The sequence below is a fragment of the Sphingobacterium sp. UBA5639 genome (genome assembly GCF_002421245.1).
Taxonomy (GTDB): Bacteria; Bacteroidota; Bacteroidia; order Sphingobacteriales; family Sphingobacteriaceae; genus Sphingobacterium; species Sphingobacterium multivorum.
Genome location: NZ_DIJR01000008.1, coordinates 41,002 through 63,503, shown reverse-complemented (window position 1 = coordinate 63,503; position 22,502 = coordinate 41,002). Strand labels below are relative to the sequence as shown.

Below are 22,502 nucleotides of genomic sequence, written 5' to 3'. Positions count from 1 at the left end.
AGTGATTTTTTTGTATAAACTGACTTTCCAGGCTCAAACTCTCACTATGATATTGCTAAGGTATTGAAACTTATGTAATACATAAAATATATTTGATATTGAATTTACTTTTTCCTATCGTTGTAAGTTACAACGAGTCTAAAAAATAAATTAAAATTAATGTAGTTATGAGATTAAAATTCTTATTTAAAATATGGTTCTTAGGTGCGCTGGTTTGTTCATTTTATCAGAACGGAATCTGTCAGGAAGCAAAACCGCCAATTATGGGATGGAGCAGTTGGAATAGTTTCAGAATAAATATTAATGAAAAGTTGATTAGAGAACAGGCAGACGCGATGGTTGCAACGGGCCTTTACGATGCCGGTTATCGTTATATTAATGTTGATGATGGATATTTTGGGGGCAGGGACGAACATGGGACATTATTTGAAGATCGAATAAAATTTCCAAACGGAATGCGTGCCCTATCTGATTATATTCATTCCAAAGGCTTAAAAGCAGGATTGTATTCTGAAGGGGGGAGGAATACATGTGGTTCAATTTGGGATAAAGATCCAAAAGGGATTGGAGTGGGCATGTATGGTCATGAGCGAAAGGATGCAGTACTCTTTTTTAAAGTATGGAATTTTGATTTTATCAAGGTGGATTGGTGTGGTGGATTGGAAATGAAATTAAATGATCGAGAGCAATATACTAAAATAATATCAGCAATTAGAGAAGTTCGTCCAGACGCCGGATTTAATCTTTGCCGCTGGCAATTTCCAGGTGATTGGGCGATTAAAAAAGTAGATTCTTGGCGAATTTCGCAAGATATACAGCCGAACTTTGCTTCAATCCTTTATATCATCGATCTCAATCGTAACCTTTACAAGTATAGTTCAGCTGGTCACTATAACGATATGGATATGTTACAAGTAGGTAATGGTATGACCCATGAAGAAGATAAAACGCATTTTTCGATGTGGTGCATGTTGAATTCACCTTTGATGGCAGGAAACGACCTTCGTAAAATATCTAAGGAAACTCTTGCTATATTGACTAATAAAGAAATGATCAATATAAATCAGGACAAAGCATTTAAGCAAGCACAATTTGTTTTTAAGGAAGGAGATATAGAGGTATGGACAAAAGAACTGTTAGATTCTAAGAAGAAAGCATTAGCCATTTTCAATAGGTCAAATAAAGAAGTCAACTTTATACTACATACTAAATCGCTAAATTTCAATCCTGAGAGTGAGATAAGAGATTTATGGCTCCATAAAAATAATGGAAAGCTAGGTGAGAATAGAAATTTCACACTTCCCGCGCATGGGATAATTGTACTACTCGTATCTGAATAGCACAATTATCAATTTAAATAAGACGAAAGTAGTAATTATGTCATACATAATTACTACTTTCGTTTTTTAGTATGTATCACGTTAGATACCAGTCAACCTAAAAGTGTAGTTATGAAGAAAAATAAGACTAATTTATGCTTAATTTCCTGGATTTTATTATTTGTTTGTTTTAATATTGCTCATATAGCATTTAATAAACTTTATGGGCAAAATAGAAGTGTGTTATTGCTAGAGGAAGGATGGAAATTTACCCAGAAGGACCAAGAAATTTTTTCCGATGTTGTGCTCAATACTATAGATTGGAAGGATGTTCGAGTTCCACATGATTGGGCAATTTATGGGCCTTTTAGTTCTAATAATGATAAACAGCATATGGGTATTGCTCAAGATGGACAAAAGGAAGCATTGGAACATGCCGGCCGGACTGGTGGACTTCCGTTTGTAGGCGTTGGCTGGTATCGTAAAGAATTTGAATTACCGCAAAACGTTCAAAATAAACGCACGGTTTTACAGTTTGATGGAGCTATGAGCAATGCTGTCGTTTTTGTTAATGGAAAAAAGGTAGGCAATTGGCCTTATGGTTATAATAGTTTTTATTTTGATGTTTCCGAGTATGTGCGTCCGGGTAAAAATTTGGTCGCGGTAAGATTAGAAAATAAATCTGAGTCATCCCGCTGGTATCCTGGCGCAGGATTATATCGAAATGTTCGATTGGAGATTACTGAAAAAACAAGTATTGCACATTGGGGCACCTATATTACGACGCCTGAGATCACAAAGGATTTCGCTCGAATTCAGGTTCGGACTGATTTAGTTGGTATAGATCTGTCGAAAGATTCTCTTTCCTTAGAGACTATTCTTATAGACAGCGATGGACAGATCGTGGCGAAGAAGAATGATCGAATTGGCAATTACCAGATCCAGCAGATGCAGCAGGAATTGTTCGTTGAGAAACCACAATTATGGGAATTGCAATCACCCAATTTATATAAGGCTGTCAGCAAGCTCTATCAGAACGGCAAATTAATCGATAAATATCAAACAGTATTTGGAATCAGAAGCATTGCTCTGGTACCAAATAAGGGGTTTTATTTGAATGGAAAGCTGACCGTATTTAAAGGAGTGTGTTTGCATCATGATTTGGGGCCTTTGGGAGCAGCTGTGAATGAGGCCGCTATTAGAAGGCAGTTGCGAATAATGAAAGATATGGGCGTTAATGCCATTCGCACTTCNNATTATGCTAATGGCGGAAAGTTTTGATGAATGGAAAATTCCCAAAATGAAGAATGGGTACAATCAATATTTTAACGATTGGGCCGAAAAAGATCTTGTCAATCTGATACGGCATTACCGCAATAATCCAAGTGTTGTGATGTGGTGTATTGGAAATGAAGTACCCGAACAAGGAAGTCCTGATGGATCTAAGGTCGCGCGGTATTTGCAAGATATTTGCCATCGTGAGGATCCATCTCGCTCTGTTACCCAGGGCATGGACAACCCTGATGCGGTCATAAATAGTAGCTTCGCCTCAACGATGGATGTGGCAGGCTTTAATTATCGCCCATTTAAATACCCCGAAGCCTATAAAAAGCTGCAACAGCAGTTGATTCTTGGTACCGAAACTGCTTCTACTTTGAGTTCTAGAGGCGTTTATAAATTTCCAGTTGAAAGAAAATCGATGGCAAAATATGACGACCATCAGGCTTCGAGTTATGATGTAGAGCATTGTTCATGGTCAGATTTGCCTGAAGATAACTTTATTCAACATGAAGATCTACCTTACGCAATAGGTGAATTTGTGTGGACAGGGTTCGATTATTTGGGCGAACCGACTCCCTACTATACAGATTGGCCAAGTCATAGTTCTTTGTTCGGTATTGTAGATCTTGCCGGTATTCCTAAAGATCGATATTATCTTTATCGTAGCCATTGGAACCAGGAATCGCATACACTTCATATTCTCCCTCATTGGAATTGGAAGGGGCGTGAAGGACAGAAAACTCCAATTTTCGTTTATACAGATTACCCTTCAGCGGAAATTTTTATCAATGGAAAGAGTCAAGGAGTTAAAAGGAAAGATTTAGATGTTACTTTGGAAAATTCTAAGGATAAAAAAGCCCAAAATGATTTTATGCGTCAGAAGCGCTATCGTTTGATGTGGATGGATACTAAATACGAACCGGGCACGGTTTCAGTAATCGCCTATGATTCTTTGGGGAATATAGCTGCAAGAGATAGTGTAAAGACTGCGGGTAAGCTATATACTATACGATTAGATGTTGATCGGAAACAATTAAAAGCAAATGGAAAAGATATTGCTTTTATCACAGCTACCCTCGTTGATAAACAGGGGAATATGGTGACAAGCGAAGACCGAGAATTAAAATTCAATGTAAAAGGGCAGGGGATATTTAAGGCTGTAGCAAATGGAGATCCAGCAAGTCTAGAATCATTTCAAAAGCCCTTCATGAAATGCTTTAATGGCCAATTAGTTTTTCTTGTTGAGAGCAGACGGTCTGCAGGAGAAATTATAGTAGAAGTAGAAGGAAAGGGATTTAAGAAAGCGAGTGTCAAATTAACGGTGAAGTAAACTATGCGAGTTCGATTTATACTTTTATTTTTTAGTCTGTTTACATTCTTTATTGAAGGTAAGGGGCAAGACATATACCCCATACCACAGAAGATTAAATCAGTAGGGGACGACGTAGCTTATGCGGGGATCTCTATCAAAAGATGTCCCACTAAGAGGATTCAAGAGCTTCTTGCCGGATATGAACGTAAAGGGGGAATACCTGTTTTGTTTAAAAGATCTAGGGTGAGCGAAGGTAAAGAAGCTTATATGTTGGCTATTTCGGCAAAATCAATAGAAATCAAGTACGCTTCTGAACGAGCTGCATTTTATGCTGTACAAAGTTTATGTCAGCTTTTGGATAAAGCTAAGGATACGGAGAGGTTGGAGCAACAGCATATAACGGATTTTCCAGATATCGCGTTCCGTGGTACTGTAGAAGGATTTTATGGCGAACCATGGAGTTTTGAGGACCGGGTTTCTCAGTTGAAATTCTATGGACAATGGAAGCTGAATACTTATATTTACGGACCTAAAGATGACCCATATCATTCATCTCCCCATTGGCGCGATCCTTACCCAGAGGATAAAGTCCAATTATTGCAACAGTTGGTGCATGTTGCAAGCGAGAACCAAATCGATTTTTATTGGGCTATCCACCCTGGAAAAGATATCAAATGGAATGCAGTCGATAGTGTGGCTGTATTAAATAAATTTAAACTCATGTATGATTTGGGAATACGCCATTTTGCAGTTTTTTTCGACGATATCTCGGGTGAAGGAACAAAAGCAGAAAAACAAGCTGGGCTACTCAATTATCTGCAAAAAGAATTTATTGATAAAAGACATGATGTAGGCGCATTGATAATGTGTCCAACGGAATATAATAAACTTTGGTCAGACCCTAAACCTAATACCTACTTGGATATTCTGGGGGAGCAATTGGATCGGAAAATCCAAATAATGTGGACTGGAAACACTGTAATTCATGATATAACTAAAGAAGGGCAAGTTTGGATCAATAATAGATTGAAGCGACCTTCATTTGTTTGGTGGAATTTTCCAGTAAGTGATTATGTTCGTAATCATCTTTTGTTAGGACCGGTATATGGACTGGATAAAGATGTCCAAGCGGATATGACTGGATTTGTTTCAAATCCAATGGACAAAGCCGAGGCATCGAAGGTGGCTATTTTTTCCGTAGGCGATTACTCTTGGAATATGCAGGCTTTTAATTCCGAATCGTCTTGGCGACAGGCTATCCATAAGATAGTTCCTGAGGTAGCTGATTCATATGCATTATTTTCAAAACACAATACAGATCCAGGGCCAAGTTATCATCAATATCGTCGCATAGAATCACAAGATATTAGTAGAACATTGGATAATTTACTGTATATGACGCCTCAGATGACTAAGTTTCCTCTGAATTTATCAAAACTGGAAATGGATTCCCTTAGAAGAGAGTTTATCAAGTTCGCGCCTTCCGTGAAAGATATCGTGGACAACTCTAAAAATCGGACTTTGGTCAATGAAATAATGCCGTGGCTTTTGCATTTTGAAAGTTTAGGGAAAGCCAGTTTAATATTATTGGACCTTTTGGATGCAGCAAATAATCAGCAGGCTTATCAGCTTTTTCTAGATCTACAGACTGAACGTAATAAACTCGTAGATATAGATCGTAATTATAACCGTAACCCTTTTCAACCAGGCATCGTTACTGGTAGTCGTCATATATTACCATGGATCGAAAAGTCGTATTTCCACTTTGCTCAGTTTTTTAAATTAAAGGGGTTCGCAGTTCCCGAAGCAATCGATGAGGCTAGAGGGCATGTGTTTACATCTATTGAGCAACTAAAAACATTACCTGTTCTTTATGATGTGATTACAGAGAATAAACTTATAAAAAGATTAAAATTAAACCCAGTGAATGAAGTCGTTAAATTGGGAACGAATGATTATATTGGGCTTGAGATAAAATCTTCTCATGTCATCAAGAGTTTAATAATAAGTGATATAATAAAGGGGCTGGGGCTTAAAGAGGAATATAGTGACGACGGTCAAAAATGGGATAGTAAAACATCGAGAAAATCAAGATTTGTGAGATTAAAGAATTTATCTGGTCGTGCAGTAGACATAAAGTTGGAAAGATTAGAAGTTGTTTTGGAAAATAAATAGAGATAGAAAGCCTTTAATAAATTATTGGCAATGTAAATGATTTTACACTGTTAAGATTAGAATTAGAAAAGTTTGCGAAGTTAGTTATTTCCAAAAATAGGGAACTTTAAAGAAAGGAAGATCAGATGATACTACTTTTAAAATTCTTATATTCTTGCAAAAATTGATATCTTTATTTCTCATAGACCATTTCATATTTTTATTTAAATGCAAAAGTTGAATCAAGATCCCTTTTTATGGACTGAATTGCGGTATGCAATTGTATTCGATCGAGACCAGCTTGCATTTAAAACTTTATTTAAAAAATTTTATCCCGATTTATATGACTTTGGCTACGCAATTATAAAGTCACCAGTTCCAGTTGAGGATATTATTTCAGAAATTTTCATGAAATTGTGGCTATTGGAAGATAAATTAATGGAAATTGAAAACATTAAAACTTATCTTTTTAGGTCTATAAGAAACAATGCCATTAAATACCTTGAAAGACAACATACCCATGTGGATATTTCAGAAATTATCGACTTTAACTATCAATATCCAAGTGTGGAGCAAGAATATATTTCCAATGAAAATCTGAAAATTATACAGCAGATTATAGATGAATTGCCTTCGAAGTGCAAAATGGCTTTTACTTTAGTCAAGGAGCTTGGCTTTACCTATCATGAAACGGCTGCCATCATGGAAATTTCTACGAACACCGTTGACCGACACATTCAACTGGCTCTCCGTCGTTTAAGAGATTCTATTACTTGTAAAAAAATAAATAGCTAGAAATCAGTTTTTTAAAATTATTTTAAATTTCTATTGGTGAGATTTGTCTGTAATTGGCTCTTATATTAAAGACTCAAAAGTAAGATGGATCAAGATCAATTTCTAACATTATTAAACAAAGAAATTCAGGGTAAACTCACACCCGAAGAGAAGTTACTGTTTGAGAAATTGATCATTGACAATCCAGATCACCAAGTCCTTTATCATTTTATTAAAAATCGGCAAGGAATTCCGTCATCAACCATTGAAAAAACTGAAATGGCATTTGATCAGCTATGGAAGAAACTGGAAGACAGTACCCCCGAAAACATTCCAGTAAGGAGTAGGATAAAAAAACGTTATCTCTTTTATCTAGTAGCTGCTAGTATTGCGATCTTCTTTTTTGTTGGTATGTGGAGGTATTCGTCCCACCAAGAGGTTGTTGAGTATAAGATGAGCTATAGCAGCAATAAGGGCGAGAAACGGATAATTAGCCTGCCTGATGGGAGTACCGTTTGGTTAAATGGTGACAGCAAACTCTATTTGGCTACCGATTTCAATAAAAAAGAACGTCGGGTGAAATTGGTGGGAGAGGGCTTCTTTGCTGTTGCCAAAGATAAAAAACATCCATTTATTGTCTCTTGTAAAGATTCCGAAGTAAAAGTATTGGGAACAAAATTCAATATCAGAGCGTATCAGGACGAGAATAAAACACAGACTTCTCTTGTGGAAGGGGCTATCGAATTGAAAAGCCAAAATAGTGACGAAACCTATAGGATGTTACCCGGAGAAAAACTAACCATAGCCCACAATTTAATTGGACCCAAATTCAGTGATAAGAGTAGTACAAATACAATAAAACGGACAGCACTTATTGTTCAGGACGGAGAAAAAATGCCCTCCGAAGCATTGTGGCTTGAGAATAAACTTTCCTTTGAAGCCGATCCGATGAATATTGTTGCGTCCAAAATAGGTAAATGGTATAACAGAAATATCGTCATCGATAATACTGAACTGGAGAAAACCACCTTTACCGGGACGATGGAGAATTATAGCCTAGAGATGGTTTTAAAGACTATTTTATTAGCCAATCCAAAGCTACATATCAGAGAAGAAAACGAATCAATTATTTTATATTAACCCTAAATAAACGATAATGAAAGATTATACATAAAGTTTCAAAAAAAGGATACATCCAATGATGTATCCTTCATGTTCATGAAATAAGAGTGCGAAGTCCCTGAGAAAGATAAAGCACTCTATGGTTCCATAATCAATTTAAAACTATGAAAAAAAATTTACATGGTCAGGTATTTTTTGCACGAAAATCTAGCACCATTAAATATGCATTAATGACAAAATTAACATTAGCGCTCACTTTTGCATTTACCGTAAAGGTCTTCGGAATAAGTACCAAAGCACAGGAAAGGGTATCCCTAAAAATAAAAAATACCGATCTTAAGACTGTTTTAAAAACCATTGAGAAGCAGACTAAAGTCAAATTTATATATTTTGACAATGTCATCTCCAATAAAAGCCTTCCCCTTATTTCTGTCGAGAACCAAAATTGGACCAACGCTTTAGCACCATTGCTGAATAGATTTCAGCTCCGGATGGAAAGTATGAATGAGAACACCTATGTGATCACTGTCAACACTAAAGAAGTCCAAGGGCTCGATATCAAAGGAAAGGTTTTAGATCGGCAGGGCTTACCTTTATCGGGTGTCACCGTAGTCGAAAAGGATAAGGACCGCGGTACAAGTACAAACGATAAAGGCGAATTTAATCTAAAAGTAAGCGGGCCAAATGCCATTTTATTCATCAGTAATGTAGGATTTATCAGCCAGGAGATTCCGGTTAGCCAATCATTTATGAATGTTGTTCTCCAGGAAGATCTGACCTCCTTGGAGGAAGTTGTTGTTGTTGGTTATGGTACACAACGGAAAGCAAATCTCACAGGGGCTGTCGCTTCAGTTGATATGGAAAAAGTGTTGGGAGATCGACCCGTAAGCAGCAGCTCTCAAGCATTACAAGGGGCTTTGCCTGGTTTACAGGTTACTTTCGGTGGAGGACGTCCTGGCACATCGACAGAACTAAATATTCGTGGCGTTACTTCCATTAATGGTGGTAGCCCTTTGGTATTGGTCGACAATGTTCCTATGAATATGGACGATATAAACCCCAAGGATATCTTAAATGTCACCGTATTGAAAGATGCTGCCGCTTCTTCTATTTATGGCGCTAGAGCAGCCTTTGGGGTCATTCTGATCACCACAAAGAAAGGATCTAGAAATCAGCCGACCAGCATCAATTACTCGAGCAATCTAACTTGGAGCCGTCCTTCAACACTCCCTGAAAAAGCGAGTCCACTTGAGTTTGTGCAGGCATTAAAAGACTTTGGGAATACTTCCAATTGGGCAGGACAAAATGTCGATACCTGGCTTGATCTATTAAAAGACTATAAAACGGACCCAACAAAATATCCTGATGGGATAGCCGTGGTAAATAACACAAAATATCCCCTAAAGGAGTACGATTTATACAATGAGGTATTCCAGACTGGATTTGAACACCTGCATAATCTTTCTATTAGAGGTGGTTCTGAAAAGATTGCGTATAGGCTTTCTGGTATGTATAGCAACGAAGATGGTATTATGATTACCAAAAAAGATAGCTATAGCAGATATAATTTCAATGCTTATCTAAACGCCGAATTGTTCAAGAATTTTAATGCAAGTGTTAATGTCTTTTATAAAAAAGATAATCGCCTTACCCCAGCCAATATGGGGGAAATGTTTTATCGGGCTCTGACATTCGGGTCGTACCTTAATCCCGGCGAGACGATAGATAGCGATGGGAAAGCTATACCATACGGGACGCCCAACAATTATTTAAAATATGAAGATCCTTCGCGCAGATATGAAGAGAATCTTAGACTCTTTGGTAAGCTGGAGTATAATCCTTTGCCGGGCTGGAATATCACTGCTGAATATACTTTCAGTAAGAATAATCTGAACAATAAAAATGCGCAGAACAGAAATAGGTATATGAATCCAAATAATTTTAATACGGAATACCTGTTCAATCAAGATTTTTATACTCGTTCTAATTCCCTGACAGACTATAATGCTTTAAATCTTTATACGAGTTATAGCCGTGCATTGGATGATCATAATCTGAAAGTTTTGGTGGGAACAAATTATGAGAAAAGTTATAGTGAATCATTTTCAGCAACAAGATATGGAATTTTGAGTCCTGAATCTCCCTCCTTGGGCACAAGTACAGGAACGCAAAATACGTCCGATAGTTTTAGTCAGTATGCTATCCTAGGATACTTTGGCAGAATTAACTATGATTATAAGAATCGTTATCTATTGGAACTGAACGGTCGACTGGACGGTTCCTCCCGTTTCCTCAAAGGTAGCAGGTTTGGCTTTTTTCCATCCGTTTCTGCTGGTTGGAACGTTGCTGAGGAACGATTTATGAGCGGGTTAAAAAATAGTATCCCAATGTTGAAGTTCAGGGCTTCTTATGGGGAAATTGGTAACCAGGTCGTATTTGATACCAATAAAAATCAAGTTTATTTTCCTGCAATACCTCAGATGGGGGCGGGCAATGCAAATTGGATTGATCCAAATACTGGCATCCGCTACCTGACGATAAATCCACCAAATTTAATCAGTTCTACTTTTTCCTGGGAGAAGGCGCGTACTTTAAATTTCGGTGTTGACATCGCTTTGTTCAATAGCAAATTAAACGGAAGTTTTGACTGGTTTAGACGTCAGACGATAGGCATGCTTTTTCAAGGGGCCGACTTACCTGCAGTTTTGGGGGCACAGCCTCCATTTCAGAATATAACGGATCTTGAATCAAAGGGATGGGAGCTGGAACTTTCCTGGAAAGACAAGATTAAAGATTTTAAATATTCATTTGCATTTAATCTTTCAGATAATAGAGGTTTCATTACCAAAATTAATAATAGTGCTGGCTTAATCGATGGCTTCTACAAAGGAAAAGAACTCGGTGAAATCTGGGGATATGTTACAGACCGTTATTATACAGTAGATGATTTTCAGGACAATAGTTTAAATGCCAGTTTGTTAAATGGGAAGTTAAAAGAAGGGATTCCATATTTCAAAGGTGTTGCTCAGAATCCTGGAGATGTTAAATATGCGGATTTAAATGGTGATGGTATCATCTTCGGTGGTACTGGTACGGTATCCGATCCCGGTGATATGAAGGTTATAGGTAATAATAATAGGCGGTTTCAGTTCGGTCTGAATAGTAATTTCTCCTACAAGAATATTGATTTGAGCGTATTTATACAGGGAGTAGGAAAGCGGGATCTTTGGTTGAGCAATTTCTTGATGTGGCCATACAATAACGAATTCGGTACGCTCTATAAGGGTAATCTAGATTATTGGACACCGAACAATACGGATGCGACCTATGCGCGTGTCTATGCAAACGCAGGTTTAAATACTTCAGCGAACCGAAGAACACAGACCAAATACCTGTCGGACGGCTCCTATCTTCGGGTGCGAAATATTACACTTGGCTATACCCTCGACAGAAAAACTTTACGGAGCAAAGTGATCGACAATATCAAGGTATTTGTTTCTGGCGAAAATTTATTTAAAGCTGATCACATGCCAAAAGGGATGGAGGCCGATGGTGAAAACATAGGGTCGGGAGGTATTTATCCATTCCTGAAAAAGTACAGTTTTGGCGTTAATGTTACGTTTTAAATCTTCAAAAACCGCAGAATATTATGAAAAAGAAATTTATCCACTATATCCTTTGTCTGGGGCTAGTCACATCGTTAACAAGCTGCAGCAATTTACTGGACCTCGATCCGGAAGGTACATTGACAGAGCAGAGTACTTTCACAAACTATAACAATTTTATTTCCTATGCCTGGCAATTCTACGGCACGTTTCCTGGCTATAGCAATGCTGTGCCGGATGCTGAGGTCAACGGCGACCTATTTGCCAAAGCTCAGGCAAACGCCACTTCTGATTGGGCTTGGCAGCGAATGGTCGTCCCATCAACAAGTAACGATTACAGTAATCCATTTGTTCAGATCCGATCTATCAATGTTCTTTTGGATAACATTGAGCAGGCAAGCCAACTATCTGAAGTCGAAAAGAAGCATATTCGCAGCATTGGCTACTTTTTCAAGGCTTACCAATATATGGATCTCCTGAACAAATTTGGTCAGGCGATCTGGGTAGAGCGTACCATTGGCGACGGAGATACCGATGTCCTATACGGTATTCCTGGAACTCGTGATGAAATTGCCGCCCACATCGTTGAAATGCTCAGCTATGCCGGAGAAAATATCAAAGAAAATGGGGATGGACCCAATACCATCAACCGTAAGGTTGTCCTGGCACTGACAGCACGCTTTGGCCTAAGAGAGGGGACCTGGAGGAAATACCATCAACTTAAAGACGCCGAGAAATACCTAAAACTGTCAACTGCAGCAGCCGAAAAAATTCTATCTGGTACCATACCGTTATTAAGCAATTATGATCTGCTGTTCAATAGTGAATCATTGGCGAATGTACCCGAGGTTTTTCTATATAAGCAGTATGAGCTGAATCAGATTACACATGGTTTGGCATCTCTGGCGCGTAATTCCTCGGGCAGGTGGGATCTTACCAAGAAAGCTGTGGATATGTATCTGATGAAAGATGGGAAAACAAGATGGGTGAGTCCAACATTTGCTGGTGATGAAAGTGCATATACTGAATTCCGGAATCGTGATACCCGTCTATACTTTACCATTCCGCCTCCCTATAAAGTTAAAATGGGAAAAACAAATATGCTTTGGGAGTATTCCGATGATCCGAAGGACCGGGAATATATCGATTTGATGGCCACACTATCAGACGACAAACATAAAACTTTACCCTGGATGAACTGGGAAGGTCTCATATTGAAAGAGGAACCACATTATGTCGATTTCACCAATGGACAGCCTTATAGTGTAAGCTATACCGGATATCGGTTTTACAAATTCAGTAACAAGATTAATAGGATCCAGAATGTAGATATCAACGATGCTCCTATATTTAGGCTCGGGGAATTGTTGGTCGGATATGCCGAAGCAAAATATGAATTGGGAGAGATCAACCAGCAAATTATCGATCAAACGATAAATAAATTAAGGTCACGCGCTGGAGTGGCTTCTCTGGATTTAACGGCAATTCCACCCGATCCCAAACGCGATGAGACGGTAAGTCCGGTGCTGTGGGAAATACGTCGCGAGCGTGCTGTAGAACTGATGGGGGAAGGCTTTCGTTTTGACGATCTCAGACGATGGAAAAAAATGGATTATGCCATTGCCCCGAAATTAGGAAGATATATAACCAAGGGAGTAGATGTACCCTCCAATACACCTATTCCCATAGAAAATGGACAGACAAAAGGCTATATTTCTTACGAAGGTAAAGCACCGTCTCCTTTTCCTGAATACTATTATTTATATCCGATACCTGCTGCAGAACTGGTACAGAATAAAAACTTAAAACAGAACGAAGGCTGGTAAAATTAATTTTAACACATGAAAGCATTAACATTGATCGCGTTAAGTAAAACGTTCCTAGTTGTCTTAATCGTGACATTTACAAGCAGTATTTTCGCACAAAGTGGAAACAAAAGACCGAATATTGTATTTATTATGGCCGATGATCTTGGTTACGGTGATTTGGGGGCCTATGGTCAAGTGAAGATTGAAACCAAACATATCGATTCATTGGCCCAATCGGGGATGAAGTTTGACAATTTTTATGCAGGCACGTCCGTATGTGCACCATCGCGTTCGTCATTGATGACAGGACAGCATACAGGACACACTTACGTCAGGGGCAATAAGGAAATCGAACCAGAGGGGCAAGAGCCATTGGCTGATTCAGTGCAGACCATCGCTATGTTACTGCAAAAGGCCGGTTATACCACCGGAGCCTTTGGTAAATGGGGGTTGGGCATGGTAGGTACAACTGGTGCACCTGACCAGAAAGGATTTGACGAATTTTATGGGTACAATTGTCAACGTCAATCACATCGATATTATCCTACCCATCTTTGGCATAATAATCAACGTATTGAGCTTGAAGCCAATGGCTTGATGGCACAGGGCCAGTATGCACCAGCATTGATTCAGGAAAGAACACTTGCTTTTATTGATGCCAACAAAGATAAACCCTTCTTTCTTTTTGTTCCAACTGTGCTACCTCATGCCGAACTTGCAGGACCTGCGGACGAGTACTACAGGCAATATGCCGATAAGTTTGATGAGAAGCCTTACCGAGGCAACGATTATGGTCCCAAAGCAACAGTTCCGGGATATAACAGTGTCGAAAAGCCGCATGCGATGTACGCAAGTATGGTAAGTCGGATGGATGCGTATGTAGGACAAATCGTTGAAAGATTACGTCAAAATAATCTGCTGGACAATACAATTATTATATTCACCAGTGATAATGGAGCACATAAAGAGGGTGGAGCGGATCCTAATTTTTTCAATAGTTCGGGCGGATTGCGGGGTACAAAACGTGATCTTTACGAAGGTGGGATAAAGACACCCTTTATTGCTTACTGGCGAGGTAAAATTGCAGCGGGAAAAAAATCCGATTATTTAGGCGCTTTTTGGGATATTATGCCAACTATGGTCGAATTAGCCAAAGCAGATGAGCCGAGATATACCGATGGGATTTCTATTGTTCCCACATTGCTGGGTAACAGTAAAAAGCAAAAGCAGCATGACTATCTTTACTGGGAGTTCCATGAGGATGGAGGACGTCAGGCTGTCCGTAAAGGCAATTGGAAACTTATTTTACAGAAAGTTATGAGCGGTAAGCCAACATTGGAACTGTTTAATCTTAAGCAAGATCCAAAAGAACAAAATAATATTGCTGCTGATAATCCCAAAAAAGTAATTGAATTACGTCGTCTGATCGAAAAAGCACATGTTGAAAGCACTATTTTTCCTTTGATTAAAAAGGTTCAATAAATCAAAATCTTTTAATATTAAAATAGCCTGATCGTTTTGTAATAAGATCGGGCTATTTTGCTCTTCCTTCAATTCGTTATTTAGATTTATATTCAGGATTTGGTCTTTTTTAGGAATAGTTTTAAAACCATTCTAATTGAAGGAACTGATGATATTAGATCAGGTATTCCAATACGATCAATTTAAAATTAGATAGAACTATCTTCAAAATCTGAAGCTGATTCTTATGTTAATCTGCTAAGTTTTGTGTTTGTTTATTTGAGATCAAGTTTAAAAAAGTTCATAATAAGTACAACCATTTTTAAGCTTAGAAATTAAAACTTTAATTTTCGCTATTGACGTCTTATATTTTTGTGTGTAGAAAAAGCCTTTGATAATGGTTATCCAAATGCATGCGCATTGCGTTTCTGAATACTTCAGGATTGCCGACTTTCAAAACATCGACTAATCCCCGATGCGAGATGAAGCTTTTTGACTCGATGTATGTGGTTAACAGCCCACTGTTATGGACATAGTGAAAAATCGGTAATAGCATATCCTGAAAATCTTTAAGAATTGTATTCCTAGTGATTTCATAAAGTTTACCATGAAAGGCGACTTCGGTTTCTATATTAAAAATCGTATTATCTGCATGTATTGGTTCTTTGCTAACAATCATTTCCAACTCCTGAATGTCTTTTTCTTGTATGTTTTCAAAAAGGATATCGGCCATACCCACTTCGAGCGCCATCCGCATTTCAAAAAGATCCTGTAGGGTCTTGGTTTGCATAATATTAGGATAAAGTGATTTGCGTATGGGTTTTAAAAAATCTGGACTTGTCAATATTGGTCCACGATGTTTTTTGGATTCAACCAATCCGACCATACGCAATCGTAACATCGCTTCACGAACAACAGTCCGGCTTACACCGAGCATTTCCGCCAATTCTATTTCCTTAGGTAAGGCATGTCCAATTTTTAAGCCTTGGTTGACAACAAGGTTGACGATTTCTTTTTCTGCGCGATCCACTAGCGAAGAGGTATCAATCATATTGACATGTTGTATTAATGAAGAAGTCGGTTTCATATATTATATAGTACTAAAGGAGCAGTAAGGCAAATATAATTAATAAAAATTATTTTATAACAGCAGAATTTTCTACTTTAGAATACTCTTAAATTCGGGGAGAGGTCAACAAAACACAACTCTATATTTTTTATTGTGGCTGCAATAATAGTGCAGCACTATTGATTTTTTTAACTGTATTTTTATGAGCTGATATCTTGAGGTAGTTTGTAACGATCTTCAATCTGACCCATTACTTAAAAAGTTTAATTTTAGTATATCTATTTGATCAAGATGTACTAAAATTAATATTATATCTCTTTTATCTTTGTAGTTTTTTATAGCCTATATCTCAAGGAAATAGTTCGCCAAATTTGATATGCGAAATCCTTGTCTAAATCTATGTTTTCGAAACACCACATTTCATTTTTTTTAATTATTTTTTGAATAATCCCATCTAGTAAAATATCAATTTCTAATTGATTTTTTTCTACATTCCTTTTTAGCAATTTAATTTGATAATCTTGTGTTTTATAAGTGATCCTGAATATTTGCCCTTTAAATGGGTCGAATAGCATTGAATCAATTGTGTCTTCCATATTTGTTTGTCGTAAACCTAAATAAGGAAAAAAAAATTAAATTATCCTATTTCATATTTAAATTTGATAGATTTCGGCAAAAATATCCATCACTCGTTTCCGCAGCGAGGCAATCCTGAATAAGACTGGCAATTGGGGATTTCTTAACGTTGATACATTAGGGAAGTTCTTGCAATTTCGTAGAAACACTTGTAGACTGATAAATAAAGGTGTCAAAAATCGACAAAGATGTTTTGATGTTCACATATCTTATTTAAAGGGCCTATTGTTTCATCGCCTTTCCTTGCGAACGCTCGTCGCTTCTTACCGAATGGCTGTCTCCATTTTTTGAAATTCTCCTTTCTGATACTTTATGTCATTGTATAAACAATTAGTGCTAATGAGAAGATATTCTATCATATTTGCTTTCATAAATATTATAGAATTAAATAATTGTAGTGTTTCGGTTGATCTAGTTATATCCATAAAAATTTTCATTTTGCATCACACTTATCATTGTTTGTTGATAAAGCTATAGCGAAAAGTTGCTAGTTTACTAAATAAGATATATATTTAATAAGATAATTAAGTCTTGACCAATTTAAACATGAAAAAGAATAAAAACCTTAAGACCCTTTTTGCAGCTGCAGTATTATGTTTTTTTAACTCATGTTCTCAATCTAAAGAAGATAAATATATAGGCTTTTGGATAGAAGATGGAAAAGAGCATTCTGAGCTGCTTGAAATAAAAAAAGAAGGGGATAAATTGTATCTCAATAGCAAGGATATTGAGGCTCCCGCTACTTATAATAAAGAGGATAAAACACTTAAGACGCAAATTACAAATGGAGTTGCTTCTGTGGATATTTTGATGAATATCTTGGATAATCCTGATAAAATGAAAATGAGTATCGGGAATAAAGGCGCAGACTTTTCGAGAGTTTCCAAAGAAAAAGCCGAGGAGTATAGGAAAGCTTATGATGCTTATTATGATCCCGCGTTTTTTGAAGGCGAATGGAAAAGTGAGGTTGAACAGGAAAAACCTCTAAAAATCATCAAAGAGGGAGATGCTTATTTTTATATTGATGGTTTTCTCGGCAAACGGAAGTTAATTTACGACAATAAGAAGCACTTGATGATGGGTAATATAGGTATGACTACAATCACAATCCAAAGAAGCGGTGAAAAAGAAATTACCGCTTATGGTAAAAAATATAAAAAAATATAATCATAAATATCAAATTGTTTCCCCATCCAATGGGGAAACAAAACTATTAGCAATATGTGATCATTCGTAGTTGCCAAATAACTTGACTTTGTTTTCCGTAAGTGAAGATAGAGTTTCTTACCCTTTTAGGGCAGATCTTAGTTACTTAAATACATTTTAAAACACCTCCGATTGAATCGATTTTCTCAATTCTCAAGAGTCCCACTTCTTACATAAACTAAATAACTTTAAAGGGCATATCGCCCAGATCCTAATCACTTCAAATTGGGATAATAAGTATTAGTCTTTTTTTATTTCTGTTCCAACGCAATTCCCATTTACTTCCACTAACACCATCGAGGTCCGGTATGCTTTCTTTGATTCGTTTCAAGAACGAAGGTAAGACGTGTTACGGATCCTAAAGGTCAAAGCGAGTTTTGAAAAAATAATCTCCAGCCCTTTGGGTAGTGTTTTTTTTGCAAAAACCTTTTATCCTCCTAGCCACTAACCTTCTTCTGTTCATGAAAACGAAGCAAAAGCATACTCCGGCTCTTTAGACGAATAAAAAAAATGTCAGCTATGGGAATTAAAAAGCATTGGAAACAGAATAAAAAGGAAAAAGAAAACAAGCACCTCTTCTCATCGCCGAATAAATCAAAAAAATCTATTCACCAACCATTAAAACATTAAAGACATGCTACATCAATTAGATATCACACAAGCTCGGGTTTATGTTGGAACTTTTCATAAGTATAATACAGGATCACTATATGGCAAATGGCTTGAATTGTCAGATTATTATGACATAGAGGAGTTTTACGAGGCATGTAAGGAACTTCATGCAGATGAAGAATATCCAGAATTCATGTATCAGGATTATGAGAACATTCCCGAAGACCTTATTAATGAATACTGTATCAGTGCAAATATTTTTGAAGTTCTTGACGCATTAGAGCGAATGGATCAAGATCATAGAGAGCCGTTCTTGATTTGGTGTGATAACCGTAATAGGAACTTAGCCAAAGAAGAAATTTATGACATAATATCTCGCTTTGAAGAAGACTATCAAGGTGAATATGATGATGAGGAGGATTTTGCAAGGGAGATAGTGGGGGAGCTTTATGACCTCCCCTCAATTGCCAAACAATATTTTGACTACGAGGTATTTGCAAGGGATCTTTTCATCACTGACTACTGGTTCGACGATGGCTTTGTCTTCCGTGAATCATAACTAAATTTTTCAACCAGGCGATCCGATCTTGGGTCGCCTAAATAATTCAAAAAGATGAAAACAACGAATAAAAATAATATAGGCGTACTAACATATAAAAAATTCGATGAGAATGTTCTGTTGAATTCCAATTTCGATATTGAACAGCTATTCAAAATAATCCTTCATGATAAAGACTTTATTCGGTTCGAGATTTTCGACAAAAACAAAAACTTACTACTTACAACAAATCAATGTGATGACGCATCGAATGTAGTGAATATTCACTTAGCGAAGGTATACCGTGATGAAGAGATTAAGTGGACAAATTTCAATGCATATCGTTCACCTATGTATATCTATGGTAAAAAGATAAAATGGAAGGTGAACGATAGGGTATTTAAAACGAAGAAATCAGCCGTAGATTTTGCTGAATTTACGAATAGAAATATTGCAGCAACCATAGAAAGGTTCGTTGATCGAGACTAACTGCAAAACATCCTAAAAACAAATTTATAAATAAGAAAATCATGAGTAGTCAAATTTTTTCAATAGAAAGTGTTCTATTTGGGATTGAAAATATCAAAGGCCCAATAGAGTTGGTTCAATTTTCAAATCGCTTAGCATCACATGAAGGTATTATGTCTTTTAACAGAATGGCTATAGTAAAATTTTCAAACCCCCAAATAAATAAAGGCCTTCCAAATGGCGTACCTACAGATGAGACTTTGTTAATAGCGAATGAAATAGGCCCGTATTTGGATATTTATCTGTGTATTAGAAGTGGGAAAAGTTGCTGCAGGATAGCAACAGCACATTTCCCTGGTGGTGAATTGTATATACATGACGAGTATCGACATACTATACTTCTAAATAAACTTAGCGATAAGCAAATCAAAGATCTATTCAACGTCGTTCGTGAAGATCTTTCCATTATTCAGCCAAAGGCAATTTTTACAGAATTCTAGGCATTTAAAAAAGGGAGGGTTATAGTATTTCATAATTCTCCCTTTTCAATCAAAGAAAAGGCCCCTACACTTTCGTACAGAGACCAGGTTCTCAAGTCTTCATATTTTCTACTGACCTTGAAAAATTAATTGACGAATTTTCAAGTGTAATGCTTATGTTTTTTAGAAAATATATATGTAGATAATGAAATTACGATATTTCGCAAAATTAATTTTTATTGAATTTTTTATAAGTTATTGTAAATTAGTTAGATGTATATTTTGGTGTTTCGATTGCTATATACGAGTAGAATATCAAATTTGCGTAAAGAGTGTTATACTGATTTATTAAAGTAGTTAAATAGAGATTTATGCAAAGTGTTTTAAATTCGTGGGCTTAAAAACAATTACATAACAACATATACTAAAATGTCAAACAAAAACAAAAAAGCAGAAGGATTTGGAATGCCATGGGAAGAAATTTATGGGTATTCACAAGCAATTAAAAAAGGGGATACAGTTTGGATCTCTGGTCAACTCGGTCACAATGAAAAAGGAGAATTGCCTGAGGGGTTGGATGCACAAATGAGACAAACCTATGCAAATATTAAAGAATTATTATCTAGATATGATATGAACATGGATAATGTTGTGGAGGAAGTTATTTATGCTCTTGATATGGAAACTGCGTTTGAGGCGAGGAAAAATTTTAAGGGAGAATATTATTCTGATCCCAAAATGGTAGCGAGTACAATGGTTGGAGTAACTAATCTCGCATTAAAAGGACAATTAGTGGAAATAAAAATTATTGCAACAGAATAAGCTAATTTCCAAATTTTACCTTCGCAAAATTAACTCTGAGTATATAGTAAGATAGGTTTTGTCTTCAATTCAACCTATTTTACTATATGAAAAACATTGCCTTTTCTGCATAGAATACAAATTTCGGTTAGTAGTGCCAATTATTATCGGCCTTGTCTGTATCTTTGGCTATTATAAAAAAATGTCCTGATGCGTATGTCAACCAGAATCGTTTATTATGAAAATGGTGCAATGTATCTGGCTCAGGCTAGATTCCTGATTTCCTAATTCTTCGTAATGATCAGGTTAAAGCATTGATTCAAGAGATGTAGTTATGGATATATTAGTACTATTTTAAATGAATACTAAAGATAGGGAGTTTAATCTTAATTTGGTTCTGTTTTAATCAAAATTTCTTGCATATTTACGTTAGTTATTTCTGCGATCAATCTAAATTTGGATGGATCGGGGTATACTTTATGATTTACCCATTCGGATACAGTCCCAATCGATACTCCCATTTTGTATGCAAATTCATTATTTGACATATTTCTTCTCTGCTAAGATTGCACCGATCCTAAATACAGGTTCTTTCTTTTCCCTTGCCACACAGTTAATCCAAAGTTGAAAAGTTTAAGACATCGTTGGGGGTTACTCCTAATGCATCGGCAATTTGGGTAAGTATAAAGGCAGTAGGATTTGCTCCTTGGCGCTCATATCGATTAATAAACTGTTTATCTTTATTAATTATGGACGCTAATTCACCCTGCTCAATTCCCTTTTCAACTCGAAGTTGTTCAATACGTTGTCCTAATTTAATGCGAAATTCTTTCTGATTCTGATCCATCTGATCAAAATCGATATATTGAGAAAAAAATGGTCAACAAATTTGTTTACTATTGCTTTGTTTTATATATTTGCTTTTATAACATAGGATAATAGAATATGAAATAGGTAATAGAAAAATATTGAAAATATAGATATTCAAAAGTCTTGCTCTCCATTCTCAGGCCAAGTGGCAAGGCAGCAGAAATATCTCACGCTTTCAATGAAAAATGCTATTTTTGCATTTAATTCATTGAAGTGTGGGGCTGCTGTTCACCCAATGCGACTTTAGGCCTGAGAATCTTTTGGAGTACGGGATGCAGCCCCCTCTTTATGTTAAGTTGCTCCCCTGCAGGACTCGTTACTATAAAACGAGTTATGAACAAAAAACAACAATCAAAGAACATCATTACAGCCCCCGAGTAGCTCGGCTGGTTTGGCCAAATATGATTTGGCTTCTCTGCCATGGAACGCGTTACGCCAATATTATACACCTTTGTAACCCCTCAATCAAACGCGATCTGGCTCCCAAAATGAATTAATTATTACAAATGTGAACTGAGTAACTCAGGCTCCCAATAAAAAGCTGATTTCGATCGGAGAGGGACGCTACGTACTTTCGGTTAAAGATTACAGAATGAAAAATGAACAGGATTTTAGCGCTACAATTTGCTTTTGATTCGTTGATCTATGAAGTCCACAATTTGGATTATAACCCTATAAAAGAGATTGAGGCATTCTGGAATCATTATGCCCTAGAGGCTATTTCTGCTAATATACTCCAGTTATTGAGCACGGATCTTGATGGTGGTGCAGGAGAGAATAGGCTCCGGAAAGATGAGGAAATGCAGAAATTTGCAACTGCATTATATCGCGTAGTCATCGCCTACAGTGTTGCCAATTATCGCCATATAGACCTCAGTAAAATGAAGCTTCTAGTAGAAGCTAAAGAGCGTATCGGAAAAGAGATGGAATTGAGCAGGAAGGTCGCTGAGTTTTTCAGTAGGTTATCGAAATAACCATAACAAACAA

The 22,502-nt window shown here is 36.9% G+C and carries 19 protein-coding genes; 15 read left to right on the top strand and 4 right to left on the bottom strand.

From position 1 onward, the window contains the following. Positions 1-167 precede the first annotated feature (167 nt). The 9 genes from B4Z90_RS07590 to B4Z90_RS07550 all read left to right on the top strand — a co-directional run bounded on the left by B4Z90_RS07590 (position 168) and on the right by B4Z90_RS07550 (position 14,857). Positions 168-1,340 carry a glycoside hydrolase family 27 protein gene (locus B4Z90_RS07590; RefSeq protein ID WP_286801747.1) on the top strand — a complete coding sequence of 391 codons (1,173 nt, stop codon included), beginning with the start codon at positions 168-170 and terminating at the stop codon, positions 1,338-1,340. Positions 1,341-1,451: 111 nt separating this feature from the next. After that, positions 1,452-2,600, top strand: coding sequence for a sugar-binding domain-containing protein (locus tag B4Z90_RS07585; protein WP_422663641.1), 1,149 nt, complete (start codon positions 1,452-1,454; stop codon positions 2,598-2,600). Further along, positions 2,584-3,930 (top strand): DUF4982 domain-containing protein, encoded by a 1,347-nt coding sequence (locus tag B4Z90_RS07580; protein WP_286801745.1) that lies wholly within the window; start codon positions 2,584-2,586, stop codon positions 3,928-3,930. Before B4Z90_RS07585 ends, B4Z90_RS07580 begins: the two co-directional genes overlap by 17 nt. 3 nt (positions 3,931-3,933) lie before the next feature. Then, the gene (locus B4Z90_RS07575; protein WP_286801744.1) at positions 3,934-6,087 is read left to right on the top strand and encodes a beta-N-acetylglucosaminidase domain-containing protein; all 2,154 of its coding nucleotides are present in this window, start codon (positions 3,934-3,936) and stop codon (positions 6,085-6,087) included. Between the two features lie 207 nt (positions 6,088-6,294). Further along, positions 6,295-6,861 (top strand): RNA polymerase sigma factor, encoded by a 567-nt coding sequence (locus tag B4Z90_RS07570; protein WP_286801743.1) that lies wholly within the window; start codon positions 6,295-6,297, stop codon positions 6,859-6,861. A gap of 84 nt (positions 6,862-6,945) precedes the next feature. Then, a complete protein-coding gene (locus B4Z90_RS07565; RefSeq protein WP_286801742.1) occupies positions 6,946-7,980 on the top strand; it encodes a FecR family protein in 1,035 nt (344 codons plus the stop codon). 146 nt (positions 7,981-8,126) lie between these two features. Next, complete coding sequence (locus B4Z90_RS07560) at positions 8,127-11,588, top strand: SusC/RagA family TonB-linked outer membrane protein (RefSeq protein WP_286801741.1); 3,462 nt, start codon at positions 8,127-8,129, stop codon at positions 11,586-11,588. 23 nt (positions 11,589-11,611) lie between these two features. Continuing rightward, positions 11,612-13,393, top strand: a complete 1,782-nt coding sequence (locus B4Z90_RS07555; protein ID WP_286801740.1) for a RagB/SusD family nutrient uptake outer membrane protein — start codon at positions 11,612-11,614, stop codon at positions 13,391-13,393. Positions 13,394-13,408: 15 nt separating this feature from the next. Beyond that, positions 13,409-14,857, top strand: a complete 1,449-nt coding sequence (locus B4Z90_RS07550; RefSeq protein WP_286801739.1) for an arylsulfatase — start codon at positions 13,409-13,411, stop codon at positions 14,855-14,857. A 343-nt stretch (positions 14,858-15,200) separates the two neighbouring features. On the opposite strand, the gene B4Z90_RS07545 is transcribed toward B4Z90_RS07550, so the two are convergent. Further along, positions 15,201-15,923, bottom strand: a complete 723-nt coding sequence (locus B4Z90_RS07545) for a FadR/GntR family transcriptional regulator (RefSeq protein ID WP_286801737.1) — start codon at positions 15,921-15,923, stop codon at positions 15,201-15,203. Between the two features lie 317 nt (positions 15,924-16,240). Continuing rightward, entirely contained in the window at positions 16,241-16,501 is a 261-nt protein-coding gene (locus B4Z90_RS07540) for a hypothetical protein (RefSeq protein ID WP_286801735.1), read from the bottom strand. A gap of 586 nt (positions 16,502-17,087) precedes the next feature. Here B4Z90_RS07540 and B4Z90_RS07535 point away from each other — a divergent pair. The 5 genes from B4Z90_RS07535 to B4Z90_RS07515 all read left to right on the top strand — a co-directional run bounded on the left by B4Z90_RS07535 (position 17,088) and on the right by B4Z90_RS07515 (position 20,666). Continuing rightward, on the top strand, positions 17,088-17,708 hold the full coding sequence (locus B4Z90_RS07535; RefSeq protein WP_286801734.1) for a hypothetical protein: 621 nt from the start codon (positions 17,088-17,090) through the stop codon (positions 17,706-17,708). Positions 17,709-18,381: 673 nt separating this feature from the next. Continuing rightward, positions 18,382-18,918, top strand: a complete 537-nt coding sequence (locus tag B4Z90_RS07530; RefSeq protein WP_286801733.1) for an antirestriction protein ArdA — start codon at positions 18,382-18,384, stop codon at positions 18,916-18,918. Between the two features lie 54 nt (positions 18,919-18,972). After that, on the top strand, positions 18,973-19,386 hold the full coding sequence (locus B4Z90_RS07525; RefSeq protein WP_286801732.1) for a hypothetical protein: 414 nt from the start codon (positions 18,973-18,975) through the stop codon (positions 19,384-19,386). 41 nt (positions 19,387-19,427) lie between these two features. Continuing rightward, entirely contained in the window at positions 19,428-19,865 is a 438-nt protein-coding gene (locus B4Z90_RS07520; protein ID WP_286801731.1) for a hypothetical protein, read from the top strand. Between the two features lie 408 nt (positions 19,866-20,273). Continuing rightward, a complete protein-coding gene (locus tag B4Z90_RS07515) occupies positions 20,274-20,666 on the top strand; it encodes a Rid family hydrolase (RefSeq protein WP_286801730.1) in 393 nt (130 codons plus the stop codon). A gap of 365 nt (positions 20,667-21,031) precedes the next feature. Here B4Z90_RS07515 and B4Z90_RS25135 read toward each other — a convergent pair whose 3' ends face one another. Both B4Z90_RS25135 and B4Z90_RS07510 read right to left on the bottom strand, forming a co-directional pair. Next, positions 21,032-21,193 carry a helix-turn-helix domain-containing protein gene (locus tag B4Z90_RS25135; protein ID WP_376746121.1) on the bottom strand — a complete coding sequence of 54 codons (162 nt, stop codon included), beginning with the start codon at positions 21,191-21,193 and terminating at the stop codon, positions 21,032-21,034. 65 nt (positions 21,194-21,258) lie between these two features. Further along, the gene (locus B4Z90_RS07510; RefSeq protein WP_286801729.1) at positions 21,259-21,492 is read right to left on the bottom strand and encodes a helix-turn-helix domain-containing protein; all 234 of its coding nucleotides are present in this window, start codon (positions 21,490-21,492) and stop codon (positions 21,259-21,261) included. Between the two features lie 622 nt (positions 21,493-22,114). Between B4Z90_RS07510 and B4Z90_RS07505 the strand changes: the two genes are divergently transcribed. After that, on the top strand, positions 22,115-22,489 hold the full coding sequence (locus tag B4Z90_RS07505; protein WP_286801727.1) for a hypothetical protein: 375 nt from the start codon (positions 22,115-22,117) through the stop codon (positions 22,487-22,489). Positions 22,490-22,502: the final 13 nt, after the last annotated feature.

Bases quoted from the DNA above. Each gene is read 5' to 3' on its own strand.
- B4Z90_RS07580 (WP_286801745.1), top strand. From the start codon at position 2,584: ATGGCGGAAAGTTTTGATGAATGGAAAATTCCCAAAATGAAGAATGGG.
- B4Z90_RS07565 (WP_286801742.1), top strand. From the start codon at position 6,946: ATGGATCAAGATCAATTTCTAACATTATTAAACAAAGAAATTCAGGGT.
- B4Z90_RS07555 (WP_286801740.1), top strand. From the start codon at position 11,612: ATGAAAAAGAAATTTATCCACTATATCCTTTGTCTGGGGCTAGTCACA.
- B4Z90_RS07520 (WP_286801731.1), top strand. From the start codon at position 19,428: ATGAGTAGTCAAATTTTTTCAATAGAAAGTGTTCTATTTGGGATTGAA.
- B4Z90_RS07550 (WP_286801739.1), top strand. From the start codon at position 13,409: ATGAAAGCATTAACATTGATCGCGTTAAGTAAAACGTTCCTAGTTGTC.
- B4Z90_RS07535 (WP_286801734.1), top strand. From the start codon at position 17,088: ATGAAAAAGAATAAAAACCTTAAGACCCTTTTTGCAGCTGCAGTATTA.
- B4Z90_RS07505 (WP_286801727.1), top strand. From the start codon at position 22,115: ATGAACAGGATTTTAGCGCTACAATTTGCTTTTGATTCGTTGATCTAT.
- B4Z90_RS07510 (WP_286801729.1), bottom strand. From the start codon at position 21,492: ATGGATCAGAATCAGAAAGAATTTCGCATTAAATTAGGACAACGTATT.
- B4Z90_RS07545 (WP_286801737.1), bottom strand. From the start codon at position 15,923: ATGAAACCGACTTCTTCATTAATACAACATGTCAATATGATTGATACC.
- B4Z90_RS07525 (WP_286801732.1), top strand. From the start codon at position 18,973: ATGAAAACAACGAATAAAAATAATATAGGCGTACTAACATATAAAAAA.
- B4Z90_RS07515 (WP_286801730.1), top strand. From the start codon at position 20,274: ATGTCAAACAAAAACAAAAAAGCAGAAGGATTTGGAATGCCATGGGAA.
- B4Z90_RS07540 (WP_286801735.1), bottom strand. From the start codon at position 16,501: ATGGAAGACACAATTGATTCAATGCTATTCGACCCATTTAAAGGGCAA.
- B4Z90_RS07560 (WP_286801741.1), top strand. From the start codon at position 8,127: ATGAAAAAAAATTTACATGGTCAGGTATTTTTTGCACGAAAATCTAGC.
- B4Z90_RS07530 (WP_286801733.1), top strand. From the start codon at position 18,382: ATGCTACATCAATTAGATATCACACAAGCTCGGGTTTATGTTGGAACT.
- B4Z90_RS07590 (WP_286801747.1), top strand. From the start codon at position 168: ATGAGATTAAAATTCTTATTTAAAATATGGTTCTTAGGTGCGCTGGTT.
- B4Z90_RS07575 (WP_286801744.1), top strand. From the start codon at position 3,934: ATGCGAGTTCGATTTATACTTTTATTTTTTAGTCTGTTTACATTCTTT.
- B4Z90_RS25135 (WP_376746121.1), bottom strand. From the start codon at position 21,193: ATGTCAAATAATGAATTTGCATACAAAATGGGAGTATCGATTGGGACT.
- B4Z90_RS07570 (WP_286801743.1), top strand. From the start codon at position 6,295: ATGCAAAAGTTGAATCAAGATCCCTTTTTATGGACTGAATTGCGGTAT.